This is a genomic window from Pseudomonas sp. (genome assembly GCF_037994325.1).
In the GTDB taxonomy this organism is placed as follows: Bacteria; Pseudomonadota; Gammaproteobacteria; order Pseudomonadales; family Pseudomonadaceae; genus Aquipseudomonas.
Genome location: NZ_JBBNAH010000417.1, coordinates 1 through 13,226 on the forward strand (window position 1 = coordinate 1; position 13,226 = coordinate 13,226).

Annotated in this window: 11 protein-coding genes and 1 pseudogene; 4 read left to right on the top strand and 8 right to left on the bottom strand. The window is 58.3% G+C overall.

What is annotated here, in order from left to right; all coding sequences use genetic code 11:
- Both AAAB16_RS14135 and AAAB16_RS14140 read left to right on the top strand, forming a co-directional pair.
- Positions 1-343 (top strand): annotated as a pseudogene (locus tag AAAB16_RS14135) (aldo/keto reductase); the annotation flags it as partial.
- A gap of 75 nt (positions 344-418) precedes the next feature.
- Positions 419-1,330: a metal ABC transporter ATPase gene (locus AAAB16_RS14140; protein WP_340663883.1), complete on the top strand. Its 912-nt coding sequence runs from the start codon at positions 419-421 to the stop codon at positions 1,328-1,330.
- Between the two features lie 158 nt (positions 1,331-1,488).
- Here the strand turns inward: AAAB16_RS14140 and AAAB16_RS14145 are convergent, their stop codons facing one another.
- The 4 genes from AAAB16_RS14145 to msbA all read right to left on the bottom strand — a co-directional run bounded on the left by AAAB16_RS14145 (position 1,489) and on the right by msbA (position 7,524).
- Positions 1,489-2,697 carry an acyl-CoA dehydrogenase family protein gene (locus AAAB16_RS14145; RefSeq protein ID WP_340663884.1) on the bottom strand — a complete coding sequence of 403 codons (1,209 nt, stop codon included), beginning with the start codon at positions 2,695-2,697 and terminating at the stop codon, positions 1,489-1,491.
- 19 nt (positions 2,698-2,716) lie between these two features.
- Entirely contained in the window at positions 2,717-4,009 is a 1,293-nt protein-coding gene (locus AAAB16_RS14150) for an acyl-CoA dehydrogenase family protein (RefSeq protein WP_340663885.1), read from the bottom strand.
- A 98-nt stretch (positions 4,010-4,107) separates the two neighbouring features.
- Entirely contained in the window at positions 4,108-5,532 is a 1,425-nt protein-coding gene (hldE, locus tag AAAB16_RS14155) for a bifunctional D-glycero-beta-D-manno-heptose-7-phosphate kinase/D-glycero-beta-D-manno-heptose 1-phosphate adenylyltransferase HldE (RefSeq protein WP_340663886.1), read from the bottom strand.
- A gap of 168 nt (positions 5,533-5,700) precedes the next feature.
- Positions 5,701-7,524: a lipid A export permease/ATP-binding protein MsbA gene (gene msbA / locus AAAB16_RS14160; protein WP_340663887.1), complete on the bottom strand. Its 1,824-nt coding sequence runs from the start codon at positions 7,522-7,524 to the stop codon at positions 5,701-5,703.
- A 78-nt stretch (positions 7,525-7,602) separates the two neighbouring features.
- Here msbA and AAAB16_RS14165 point away from each other — a divergent pair, with 78 nt between their 5' ends.
- Together AAAB16_RS14165 and AAAB16_RS14170 are read left to right on the top strand one after the other, a co-directional pair.
- Positions 7,603-8,274: a lipopolysaccharide kinase InaA family protein gene (locus AAAB16_RS14165; protein ID WP_340663888.1), complete on the top strand. Its 672-nt coding sequence runs from the start codon at positions 7,603-7,605 to the stop codon at positions 8,272-8,274.
- A 24-nt stretch (positions 8,275-8,298) separates the two neighbouring features.
- Positions 8,299-9,150, top strand: a complete 852-nt coding sequence (locus AAAB16_RS14170; protein ID WP_340663889.1) for a glycosyltransferase — start codon at positions 8,299-8,301, stop codon at positions 9,148-9,150.
- A 54-nt stretch (positions 9,151-9,204) separates the two neighbouring features.
- Here the strand turns inward: AAAB16_RS14170 and AAAB16_RS14175 are convergent, their stop codons facing one another.
- The 4 genes from AAAB16_RS14175 to AAAB16_RS14190 all read right to left on the bottom strand — a co-directional run.
- Positions 9,205-10,410: an O-antigen ligase family protein gene (locus AAAB16_RS14175; protein ID WP_340663890.1), complete on the bottom strand. Its 1,206-nt coding sequence runs from the start codon at positions 10,408-10,410 to the stop codon at positions 9,205-9,207.
- A gap of 64 nt (positions 10,411-10,474) precedes the next feature.
- The gene (locus AAAB16_RS14180; protein ID WP_340663891.1) at positions 10,475-11,077 is read right to left on the bottom strand and encodes a hypothetical protein; all 603 of its coding nucleotides are present in this window, start codon (positions 11,075-11,077) and stop codon (positions 10,475-10,477) included.
- A 6-nt stretch (positions 11,078-11,083) separates the two neighbouring features.
- The gene (locus tag AAAB16_RS14185) at positions 11,084-11,965 is read right to left on the bottom strand and encodes a hypothetical protein (protein ID WP_340663892.1); all 882 of its coding nucleotides are present in this window, start codon (positions 11,963-11,965) and stop codon (positions 11,084-11,086) included.
- Positions 11,965-13,226, bottom strand: a 1,262-nt coding sequence (locus AAAB16_RS14190; protein ID WP_340663893.1) for a UDP-glucose/GDP-mannose dehydrogenase family protein, incomplete at its 5' end; no start/stop codon positions are given. The genes AAAB16_RS14185 and AAAB16_RS14190, both read right to left, overlap by 1 nt.

A 13,226-nucleotide genomic window follows, 5' to 3' on the forward strand; every position in this document is an offset into this window, starting at 1 on the left:
CAAGATCGGCGCTTACGGTTTTTCCGGTAAGACCGTGGCCGGCGGCCTGCTGGCGTTGGAGCAGGGCGACTGCGCCATGGTCACCTACAACCTCAACGAAACGGGCGAACGGCCGGTGCTGGACTACGCTTCCCAGCACGGCAAAGGCATTCTGTTAAAGAAGGCCTTGGCCAGCGGGCATATCTGCCTGACGCCGGGCGTCGATCCGGTACGTGCCAGCTTTGAACTGGCGTTCGCACACCCGGCTGTTGCCAGCGCGATAGTCGGAACCATCAATCCGCTGCATCTGTCACACAACGTCGCTACTGTCGCGTCCGTTATTCACACACTCGGGCGGGGCTAAAACAATAACGACCGCCAATCGCTAAGCATCCAACTGGCAGTCCATCTGCGCAGTAGATGCCCTTGAGGAGCCGATATGCCGCGAGTCCTAGTCCGCAAGGCCCCCACCGATTTCAAAACCCTGGCGCTGCGGGTTGAAGCCAGCGCCACTGACCTGAGTTACCAAGGCATTGGCCCGCCGCTGAATTTTTCGCAAGTGCTGGACCGCCGCCAGCCACTGCCCCTCGACAATAGCGAACACTTCCAGGCCGACCTCGCCAACCTGGGCGTTTCCGTGCGCCTGACCCTGAGCTGGCAAGGTCGTGATTATTGGGTGCTGGTGCGCCAACGGCGGCTGGACCGCGGCGATGTGGTGCTCAAGCTGATCTCCGGCTATGTGCCGGCCCACGAACTAAACCTACCGCTGTTAACCGCCATTCAGGAAGTGGCCGAAGAATGCCTGCTGGAAACGCCAGAAGGCTGGCTCGGTGGGCGCTTTGGCGACACCTGGCTACCAACGCCGTACCACAATGCCCTGCGTTACCGGCAATCGGCGAGCTTTAGCCTGAGCCCGCTGTCTGGCGCGGCGCGGCCGATTCGCTGCGGCAATCTGACCTTGATCGAGCGCCCACGCGCGTACGTGCACCTGCCCACTTCTTCGCTGCAACTGGTCTACGACCTGCGCCTGGAACTGCCCAAAGACACGCGCCTGCTCAGCCTGTTTCATGTCGATGAAAAGCTCGAAGACGGCAAGTTGGTGGCGCGCCTGGACCGCAGCAAACCGGATCTGTATTTGATTCCGCTGCAGCAGGGCAAGCCCTGTGCGGAGCTATTGACCCTCAAGCAAGGCGTGGTGGTGCCGGCCAGCACGCGCGGCATTTTTCTCGCCGAAAGCTTTGCCCCGCAGGAAGGCTGGTTAGTGCGTGATGAGCGCATTCGCTGGAAGGATTGGGTACAGCAGCAGGGGCTTAACGTAAAAAAGCCCCAGGCAAAAGCGGCGTGTAGCTAAAGCGGCAGAATGTCGTTTGGCCCGGCCCTCTCCCCCGGCCCCTCTCCCGCAAGCGGGCGAGGGGAGACAAACGGAATGCGATCATGCCCCCTCTCCTGTTTGCGGGCGCCCGGCCAGGGGAAAGGGGCCGAGGGTGAGGGCCAGGCTCAACAGCATTCCTACTTCAACTCACTCGAGCTCTTACCCAACAACCGCCTGGCCACAATCAATAACTGGATCTGCTGGGTGCCTTCAAAGATGTCGAGAATCTTCGAATCCCGCGCCCATTTCTCCAGCAGTTCGTCCTCGCCATAGCCCAGGGCGCCGGCCAATTCCACGCATTTAAGCGTCACTTCATTGGCCACGCGCCCGGCCTTGGCTTTGGCGATGGAGGCTTCTTTGGAGTTGGGCAGTTTGTTGTCGGCCATCCATGCCGCTTTCAGGGTCAGCAGTCGCGCGGCTTCCCATTCGGCTTCCAGGCGGTACAGCGTGGCCTCGGCGTGGCTGACGGCCAGCAGCGGTTTGGCGTAGTCGAAGCGAAAGCTGTCTTTGAGCAATTCGCGGGTGCGGTCCAAAGAGGCCTTGGCCACGCCAATCGCCATGCCCGCCACCAATGGCCGGGTGTTGTCGAAGGTTTCCATCACCCCGGCAAAGCCTTTTTGCACGTCGACTTCCGGGTTGCCCAGCAGGTTGGCGGCAGGCACGCGGCAGTCGCTAAAGCTGATGGAGGCGGTGTCTGAGGCCTTGATGCCGAGTTTCTTTTCCAGACGGGTGACGGTCATGCCTGGCGTGCCGTGCTCGACCACAAAGGACTTAATCGCGGCGCGACCCAGGGCTTTGTCCAGCGTGGCCCAGACCACCACTGAGTCGGCACGCTCGCCGGAGGTAACGAAGATTTTTTCACCATTGAGCACGTAATGGTCGCCGTCTTGCCGCGCCGTGGTGCGGATGGCGGCGGAGTCCGAACCGGTGCCGGGTTCGGTTATGGCCATGGCCGCCCAGGTGCCGTTAAAGCGTTGCAGCTGTTCGTCGTTGGCCACTGCGGCAATCGCGGCATTGCCCAAGCCCTGACGTGGCATGGCCAGCAGCAGACCGACATCACCCCAGCACAGCTCCATCACGCCCAATAGCGCCGACAGATTGCCGCCGTTTTTAACGCCCTCCTCCAAGGATTTAGCCGCACCACGCTTGCTCGCCGAACCGGCACCAATGGCATCCGGCGAGCCGGCGTTCATGCCGTCCAGCAAGGCGGCAAGCAGGTCGAGTTCCTTGGGGTAGGCGTGCTCGGCTTTGTCGTATTTACGTGAGATCGGCCGGAAATAGTTAGCCGCCACCTGATGGGCCTGATGCACCAGGCCAGAGAATTTTTTCGGGGTTTCCAGATTCATGTGCGTAGCTCCCTGGCCATCACAGTTGCAAGCCGCCGGCCATCACGGCCACGGCGCGCAAGTCGCGGTACCAGCGCTCGGCTGGATGTTCTTTGGTAAAGCCATGACCGCCCAGCAGTTGCACGGCGTCAGTGCCAATCTTCATGGCCTTTTCGGCGCAGAGCAGACGGGCCAGATAGGCTTCGCGCTGGAACGGCAAGCCCTGCTCGGCACGGGCGCAGGCACGCCAGACCAACATGCGCATGGCGTCCAGCTCGATGGCGATATCGGCGACCATAAACGCCACGCCCTGGCGATGGCTGATCGGCTCGCCAAAGGCGCTGCGCTCGTTGCAGTAGGTGGTGACATATTCCAGCGCCGCCTGCCCAGTGCCGACGGCCAGCGCACACCAAGCCAGGGCGGCATGGTCGAGAAAGCTTTGGTAGTTAAAGTGCTCGGCATTAAGGCGCTGCTCGGCCGCTACTTTCACGTTTTTGAGTTTTACCCGCGCGGTGGCGCCGGCTTTGAGGCCCATGCCGGGTTCGGGGAAGCGTTGTAGACCTTTGCTTCCCGCTTCGACGATAAACAACGCCGGGCCGTTTTCCGCCTTGGCGGCGATGATCAGGTGGCTAGCGTCCAGACCACGCAGCACCAGACTTTTTTCGCCACTGAGGTGGTAGTGCTTGCCCTTGCGCCTGGCCTTGGTGGCCAGCTGTTGCGGGTCGAACAGCGCCACTGGCTCATTGACGGCGATGGCCATCACCGGCGCACTGGCTTCGCTAACAAAGGCCGGCAGCCAGCGCTGCTGTTGCTCTGGCGAACCCCAACGGCGGATGCAGTTCGCAGCAGACAACGGCACCAGCAACGCGGCCGCCAACGACATATCGCCCTTGGCCAAGGCTTCGGCAATCAGCGCGTTGCTCACGGTGGTGCGCTCACCGGCCATGCCGCCATGCACTTCGCTGACGCCGTAAAAGGTCAGACCCAGGTCTTGGGCTTGGTTTAGCAGCTCAGCGGGCACGGCGGCGCTGGCGTCGGCATCGTGGGCAGTAGGGCGCAGCACTTCGCTGGCAAAGCTGGCGAGCATATCCACCAGCATTTGTTGCTCGTCGTTTAAGGACAGGTCGAACAAGGCATCGGGGTCGACCTTGCGCGGGGTGCGGCTGCCGCCCTTTTGCGCACGGTCAGCGGCCAGGCGAAAGCTGGCGCGGCTGCCGCTGTAGATCAGCTTTTCAAAGGGCTTGCGCAGGTTCAGGCGGTCAGGCCAATCGGCCTGGGCCATGCGATTGAGAAGGGCCAGGGCGCGGCCTTGGACATCGGCATTCATGGGCATCTTTCCATCCAGGATAGAGATGCCCAAAGCATGCTCGCGTAAAAAGCCCGAGCCTATGACCGTCCCGCCAAGAGGTTATGGCAGGTCAGCCACGTAGGTTATTTGCGCTCAAGGATTTTATTGACGATGGCCGTGGTGGAGCTGTTTTCCACCAGGCCCAGCACCCGTACTTCGCCGCCATAGGCCTTAACGATATCGGCGCCCACCACTTGCTCAACGCCGTAGTCACCGCCTTTTACCAGCACGTCGGGCTTGACCGCCCGCAACAGGTTTTCCGGGGTATCTTCGCTAAAGCTCACCACCCAATCCACCGCGCCCAAACCGGCGAGCACGGCCATACGCCGGTCTACCGAATTAATGGGGCGGCCTGGGCCTTTGAGGCGACTGACCGAGGCGTCGTCGTTAACGGCCAACACCAGGCGGTCGCCCTGAGCCCGGGCTTGTTCCAGGTAGGTCACGTGACCGGCATGCAGAATGTCGAAGCAGCCATTGGTAAAGACGATTTTCTCGCCATGGGCGCGGGCGTCATCAATGCTGGTGAGCAGTTGTTCCAGGCTCAGCACGCCACGTTCGGAACCCTCTTCACGCTGCACCGCACGGCGCAGTTCCGGGGCGCTGATGGCAGCAGTACCGAGTTTACCGACCACAATACCGGCGGCCAGGTTGGCCAGGGCCACGGCTTGCGGCAGGTCTTCGCCGGCGGCGATGGAAGCGGCCAGGGTGGAAATTACCGTGTCGCCAGCGCCAGTGACATCAAACACCTCGCGGGCGCGGGCTGGCAGGTGCAGGGCCGGATGATCCGGGCGCAACAGGGTCATGCCGTGCTCGCCACGGGTGACCAATAATGCGCCCAACTCCAGCTCACGCATCAGCTCGGCGCCTTTGGCCACCAGCTCGGCTTCGTCGGCGCAGCGGCCAACGATGGTTTCAAATTCATTCAGGTTCGGGGTGATCAGGCTGGCGCCACGGTAGATGGCAAAGTCCTTGCCCTTGGGGTCGGCCAGCACCGGGATATTGCGCGCGCGGGCGGCCTGAATCAGCTCCTGGTGGTTCTTCAACGCACCTTTGCCATAGTCCGACAGCACCAGCACTTTGATGCCGTCGAGCTGGCTTTGTACCGACGCGGTAAGCGCCACGGTGTCGGTTTTGAAGGGTTCTTCGAAGTCCATGCGCAGCAGTTGCTGGTGACGGCTCATCACCCGCAGCTTGACGATGGTTGGCTGGCTGGCGATACGCTGAAAGTGCGCTTGCACGCCGGCGCCTTTAAGGCTGTTGGCCAGGCTGGCGGCGGCTTCGTCTTCACCGGTCACACCGACCAGACGCGCCGGCGCACCCAAGGCGGCAATGTTCAACGCAACGTTGGCGGCACCACCGGGACGGTCCTCAATATGGTCAACCCGCACCACCGGCACCGGCGCCTCAGGGGAAATCCGCGAGGTGCCGCCATGCCAGTAGCGGTCGAGCATGACATCACCGACCACCAATACGGCAGCCTGATCAAAACGGGGCATGGACAACTTCATGGACTCTCCGGGACGACGAAAACGCGGGGAAATATAGCATAGCGAGGTGGCTAACCAGCCTCGGTGGCCATGCCCAACCTAGCTGGGCGACTTGTAATTGAAAACGGGTCGGGGCGGGATTGGGGAAGGCCAGGTTGCGGCCTCTCCCACCCGCTGTTGGACAGCCGATCAGCTGACAACCTCTTCAACCGGCTCGTCATCATCTTTGAAATGACGGGAATGCAACGTCGCGTAATAGCCATTAAGGGCCAACAGCTCGTCATGGGTGCCGCGCTCAACAATCTGCCCGCGGTCCATCACCAGAATCAGGTCAGCCTTCTCGATGGTCGACAGGCGGTGCGCAATCACCAGGGTGGTACGGCCCTCCATCACCTTCTCCAGCGCGGCCTGAATATGCCGTTCCGATTCGGTGTCGAGCGCCGAAGTCGCCTCATCCAGAATCAGCAGCGGTGCGTCCTTGAGCAAGGCCCGGGCGATAGCCAAGCGCTGGCGTTGGCCACCTGACAACATCACGCCGTTTTCGCCAACTTGGGTATCGAAGCCCTCTGGCAGTTGGTCAATAAACTCGCGGGCAAAGGCGTCATCAGCGGCTTTCTCGGCAGCACTGCGCGGCCGATCGGCCAGGTCGCCATAAGCAATGTTGTTCAGCACCGTGTCGTTAAACAGCGTCACCTGTTGAGTCACCAGAGCGATGTGGGTACGCAGGTTGTTCAGGCGATAACTTTCCACGTCGAGGCCATCAAGCAAGATTTGCCCTTCGCTGTGGGCATAAAAGCGTGGAATCAGGTTGGCCAGCGTCGACTTACCGCTGCCCGAGCGCCCCACCAGCGCCACCATCTGCCCAGGTTCAACGTTAAAGTTCAGGTTGTTCAGCACCTGCTTTTCGGTGCCTGGGTAGGTGAAGTTAAGGTTTTTCACTTCAAGACGGCCGGAAACGCGCTCGCGCTCCTCGGTGCCGTTGTCGACTTCGGTGTCTTGGTCCAGTTGCTCAAAGATGCTTTCGGCACCAGCCACACCCTTCTGGATGGTGGAGCTCACTTCCGACAGTTGGCGAATCGGTTTGGGCAACAGGCCTGCCATGGAAATGTAGGCCACCAGGTCACCCACCGTGGCATCACCGCGCAGCAGCAACACCAAGTACAGCAGCACGGCCATGGCGCTATAAATCACCAACTGCAACATCGGCGTATAAACCGCCGAGGTCTTGTTCATGCGCAAGTTCTTCTTAGTGTTCTCGGCACTGACTTTCTTAAAGCGTTTACGCTCATACGCTTCACCGCCAAAACTGCGGACCACGCGATAGCCCTGAATAGCTTCGGAAGTGACGTGGGTAACGTCGCCCATGGCAATTTGAATATTTTTGCTTTGCTTACGAAACTTACGACTGGCACTGGTAACCATCAGGGCAATAATCGGCAAAATAGCGACCATTACCAAGGTTAACTTCCAGTTCATCCATAACAGGGTGGCAAACAGAAATACAACCGTCATACCTTCACGAATAACCACTTTAATGGCATCCGTGGCGGCGCCGGTCACCATGGTGACGTTAAAGGTAATACGTGAAATCAAATGACCCGAGTTATGCCGATCAAAATAACGATTAGGCAGCGTCAACATATTGTTGAACAGCTCAACACGCAGATCGTTTACCAAGCCCAAGGAAACACGGGCCAGGAAATAGTTACCGAGAAAAGAGCCAACGCCTTGCCAGACGGCGATCAGAATCACCAGTAATGGCACTGCATAAAGCAGTTCCAGATTCCGCAACCAAGCCCATGGCGCGTTGGGAAAAAGCGCGGCGCCGGGGTTGCTCAAACCGTCAACGAAGTACTTGAGGATGCCGGCAAGCATGGGTTGGGTAGCAGCAAAAATAAGAAAACCGACGATGCTCAGAGCGAACAGCCCCCAGTACGGCCGGACGTAGGAGAGCAGGCGGAAGTAGATTTTGACGCTGGACACCGGCTGGATACTCCGGAGAGAATTGCTCATGAAATGCACGCTACCCAATCGAAAGAAGACGGAAAATGATAGCACTCCCCGCCCTGATTATGTGGCTCCGAGGTTAGATTGACTGAATCCGCAAGCGCCCCCACCGACTCGATATATAGCAGCCTGGTGGCTGGGGCAGAGGTAATTGAGCGCGACCCTTATGGCGACAAGGTGCTCAAATTACAAGACGGCAATTTTCTTAAGCTGTTTCGGCGCAAACGCCTGATTACCACCGCCATTATTTCTCCGCCCGAAAAGCGTTTCATGACTAACTGTGAAACCCTGGAAAAGCGCGGCATTCCCTGCCCTAAAGCCCTGCAGTTATTCAAGTTTTCCAACCCGGACCGTGGCGCCATTTTATACAGCCCACTGCCAGGGCATACATTGCGCGGCTACATCCCTACACAATTGCCCGAACAGCAGGAAATATTGTTACGCAAACTGGCAAGTTTTATTGCCCACCTGCATGACAAGGGCATTTATTTCCGTTCACTGCATATGGGCAATATTATTCTTACTGAGTCTGGCGACTATGGGCTTATCGATATTTCCGATATGCAAATCAGCCTGCGCTCGTTATCAAAAGCCAAGCGCAAACGCAATTTCAAACACCTGCTGCGTTATAAGAAAGATCTGCGCTTAATCAAAAAAATCGGTCTTGCCCCGTTCTTTGCACAGTACAATCAAAGCACAGCGGTAAAACTGAATGCCGACGACATTATCGCCGAGTACGAACAAGTTAATGTTTGACCAGTTCAACCGGGACATACGCATATGAACGACACAGTGAAAGTATTTGTTGGCTGCGACCCTAACGATTGCGACCTCGAACAAATGATGGTGCTGGAATATAGCCTGCGTAAACACGCCTCCCTACCGGTAGACATTCACTGGATGCAGCTGTCCCGCAACCCGGAGAGCTTCTGGTACTCCTCACCCGAGACCGAGCAGGGCTGGCGCTCGGATAACTGGACTACGCCGTTCTCCGGTTTCCGCTGGAGCATTCCGGCCTTCTGCAACTTTGAGGGTCGCGCCATCTATATGGATGCCGACGTCGTAGTGCTGAGCGATATCGCCGAGCTGTGGAACACGCCATTTGAGCCAGGCAAGATTGTGATGGCCAAGGGTGGTAAAGAGTCCTGGCGCTTCTGCGTGTCGATGTGGGACTGCGCGCGAGCCAAAGAACACCTGCCGGCGCTTGAGCAAATCATCAGCGACCCGCGCTCGCACCATAAACTGCGCGACTATTTCGGCCAGAACACGGGGTTAATTCAGGGCTTCGACGATCAATTCAACAATATCGATGGCGAGCACAGCCCCATTGATGTGATCAAGATCCTGCACTACTCCGACATTGGCACCCAGCTCTCGCACAAATACTCCTTCGAACGCCTGGCAAGCGGCGGCGAAAAGCACTGGTTCGACGGCGAGGTTTTCGAGCACCCACGCAAAGACCTGATCGAGCTGTTCGACCGTTATTACCAGGAAGCCCTGGCCAACGGTTACACGCTTGAGCAGTACAAAGTGGGCGAGCGATTTGGCAGCGTGCGCAAGGCCTCGCAAAAGAACTACAAAGGCAATGACGTGACCCGCGCCAAGGGCTGGCGGCGGTTTTTCTCCAAGTAATCCCGCCTTTAGCGCCCAGCAGCATTGCGCTGCCGGGCAAAGCGAGGTTTTCTCTTAGCGAGAGATAGCGGCGACTTTGGGCTGGGTGGTAACAGCCAAGGCTCCTGCCATCGGTAACCAGAGCCACAGCCAGACTACGTTGGGCGCATCCACGAAGAAATGCATTTCCACTAGCATCAGGACGCTGGATGCCGAGAGAATGCTCAGCCATAACCGCCCCAAGTCGCTAGCCGGCTTCCTCAATGTCCAAATGCAGGCCCCCATCGCCAACAACAGAGCGGCGAGCCCAACCAGGCCAAATTGATAGAGCGCTTCCAAGTAAAGGCTATGGGGGTTGCTAACGATGGCTCCGTTGGTCAGCGCCACCTTACCCAGCTCGGTGTGCGAGCCGTGGCCAAACCACCAATTCTCACCAATTCGCTCGAATACGGCGGCCCACACTTCGTCTCGATCGGTCAAACCTCGATCGCCGAACTCGTAAATCACCTGTTCAAAGCCGACCACAACCACAGCACATGTGACCAATACCGCCACCAATCCGATTTGGCGGCGGCGCCGCCCCTCAGTCATGGTGACAACCAACACTGCCGAAGCAAGCAACCCTGCCACCCACGCAGAGCGAGCAAACGTGAAGTACAGGTAGACCAGCAAGACCACCACACATGCCGACCATAGCGCACTGTGCGCTGGCTTACGGCTTCTCAACAGCAGCCAAACCGAGATGACCAAGGCAAAGGCATAGTGCAAGCCTGCCTCGATGGTAATGCCAAACTCCGCAACGCCCGGAATGCCGGAATCGTGGATATACATACCGCGGTAGGACGTATCAAACTCCCCGACCAACATCTTGTTAACCAGCGATATGCCCGCAAAACAAGCCGGTGCCAGCGCGCTCACCATTAACACCGCCACCCAGCCGCGGCCTTCTTTCCCGCCCAGTAGCATCACCATCCAAGTGAAGAACAAGATCAACAGCAACTGGCGTACGGAGCTGTAGGACTCGGTGAGGATGCTATTCAGCATCAGCACGCACCATAACAAGAGAAACAACAAGAACGTTGGGGCCAAGAGTCGCAAACGCTCCTTAAACAGCTGCCCCAATAGACACAGCAGTGAAATGCAGGTAACCAAACGTATGGTTTTATCCCAATCCCCCGACTCAGGCCACCAGTAACAACCAACTAACAAAACCGTGAGGGTTAACAGGGCAAGCACTACACCCAATGCCCTTAACTTCTCCGCATATTTCTCGAGCTGCATATCACCACGCATAAGGCTGTTTATTGGATGCACTGAATGAAGTTCTATCTATCCATCTACAGCGCTAAGGCTTTACGACCATCACGGCGGAGCTTTTTATCCACTCACGCTCAAATTCCCAAGCATGGCCATCCCAAAACGTGCCGCCTTCGTCAGAAAAGCCGACCAGCAGAATGTCGAAGCTGGCGCCTTTGAGCTGTTTTAGGTAGTCAAAGAATGCCAAGGCATAAAACCCGGTAGAAGGGCCGCCACGGGTTGGCAGTCCTTCATAGGGATAAGTTTGCAACGCAGGAAATGCTTGGCGCAGGGGCAGAAACGAGAACGTGCCAGAGCGCGGCAATGTGCTGTCATCGCCGCCCAGCATGACGCTGTACAACCGCGGGTTGAACCAGGAAAACAGCCGCAACATGCCTTTATAGGGGTAACCGAAGTAACCGCCTTTGCGGTAATTGTGCCGATGCATAAAGACATTTACATGGCGCCGGCGCAGTGAGGGCAGGTTGCGGCACTTATTGAAGCTGACCACGATATCCGTGTCTTGAATATTCAAGCTGTCGATCAGCGCTGGCGTCAGCAGCGGGTTGTTGGCGAGCAGAATCACCCGCCCGGAGGCGGCAATCTTTTCAATTAAGGCAACGGACATACGTTGCAAACTATCGGTGGTCACGGCGCATCAATCCTTGAGCATTTTTTCGATATCGGCAGCGGTATACAGCCGCGCAATCACCTGATCATTGCCGCCCAACTTCATATTCTCGTTATACAAGGCGATATCTTGGGTACCGGGCAAACTGGGAAAGTAGGCGTCCTCAGCGGAAAGCTGCCGGACTTTGAATCCCGAACGCAGGGCGTGAACATGCAGCCAGATATCATCGGCTTTAGGTGACACGGCAACAAACGCATCCCCCTCATCCTTTAGCACCTGCAGAAATGCCGGCGGGTACAACACGCCGGATACGCCAATGGCAAAGTTCTGAAAGCTGGCTTGCGGGCCCAACTGGGTCGCCCACCCGGTGTAAGAGGTTATCCCATCGGCGGCAAAACCCAGGCGCTTGGCCTTGTAGCAAACAATGTGCTCGGGGGTTGCCCGGTAGGCCTGCTGCAACCCGGCCAGCCAGGTGCGTGGGTAGAACACATCGTCATCCGCCGTAACCAGCGGCTTATCCAGCGGCTCGCCCTGAACAAAGGGGAAGTACTTCTTATGCGGGCCGTAATTTACGCAGTGCTTTACTTCCAGCCCGCGAACCTGCAAGCGCCGCAGCGCTAGCGGAAGGTTTTCATACACGGCCAACTCGTCCACCCACAAAATCAGGCGGCTGGGCAACACGTCGCCGGCGGCAATCGATTCCAGAGTGATATGCACGGACTTAAGCCGCGTTGAATAGCTAGTCAGCGACACCACCGGCCCACCGCTGGCCACCACCGAGCGGCGAGAGACGCGGTTAGCCAGAGCAAAGCGCAACAGCTTCCAGCGGCGCGCGAGCTTGGCTTTGTATTTACGCCACCTGCGCCCAGCCTTGGACGAACCCACTGCGGTATCGGCCGGCACCGACATCAGGCGCCCAACTCCAACGAATCGCCACGCCCTACGGCGTAGTAGCGCAGACCGGCAGCGCGCACTTCGTCCGGGCTATACAGGTTACGGCCGTCGACAATCACCGGGTGACGCAAGGTAGCGGCGATATGCTGCAAATCGACCGCACGGAATTCCTTCCACTCGGTGCAAATAACCAGCACATCGGCACCGCTCAAGGCGTCTTCGCTGCTGCCGACCAACACCAAGTCATCGCGCTCGCCATAGGCGCGGCGAATCTCGCCGGCGGCCACCGGGTCGTAAGCCCGCACTCGTGCGCCGTGGGCCCATAGCCCTTCCATCAAGGTGCGGCTTGGTGCTTCGCGGATATCGTCGGTATTAGGCTTGAATGCCAAGCCCCACAACGCCACGGTCAAGCCTGCAAGCTGACCGTCAAATACCTGGGAAAGCTTTTTCAGCAGAATATTCTTCTGCCGGCCGTTGACCTCATCAACGGCGCGCAGCAAAGCCGCGTCGTAGCCGATATCTTCCGCCGTGCGCGCCAGCGCCTGTACATCCTTGGGAAAACAGGAACCGCCGTAGCCACAGCCGGGGTAGATAAAGTGGTAGCCAATGCGCGGGTCAGAGCCAATACCCTGACGAACCTGCTCGATATCGGCGCCCACCAACTCGGCGATATTGGCGATCTCGTTCATAAAGCTGATCTTGGTCGCCAGCATGGCGTTGGCGGCGTACTTGGTCAGTTCGGCCGAGCGCACGCCCATAAAGAAGATTTTGTCGTGGTTGCGGTTGTACGGCGCATAGCACTCGCGCATCAACGTACGTACGGTTTCCGACTCGGTGCCAACCACAATCCGTGCGCCACGGGTGAAGTCTTCAATGGCCGCGCCTTCTTTGAGGAATTCAGGGTTGGAGCAAACATCGAAACGGATATCGCTGCCGCGCTCAGCCAGTGCTGCGGCAATCGTGCTTTCCACCTTGCCCGCCGTGCCCACCGGCACCGTGGACTTATTCACCACCACTTTGTAGCCGTTCATATGCTGGCCGATGGTGCGGGCGACATTGAGCACATAAGTCAGGTCGGCCGAACCGTTTTCGTCGGGCGGCGTGCCTACGGCGATAAACAAGATGCTGCCAAAGGCAATCGCGGCGCCGGCATCTTCGGTAAAACTGATACGCCCCGCAGCGATATTGCTACGTACCATGGCCTCAAGGCCCGGCTCGTAAATCGGTATTTCGCCGCGGGTGAGCATGGCGGTGCGTTCGCTATTGGTGTCCACGC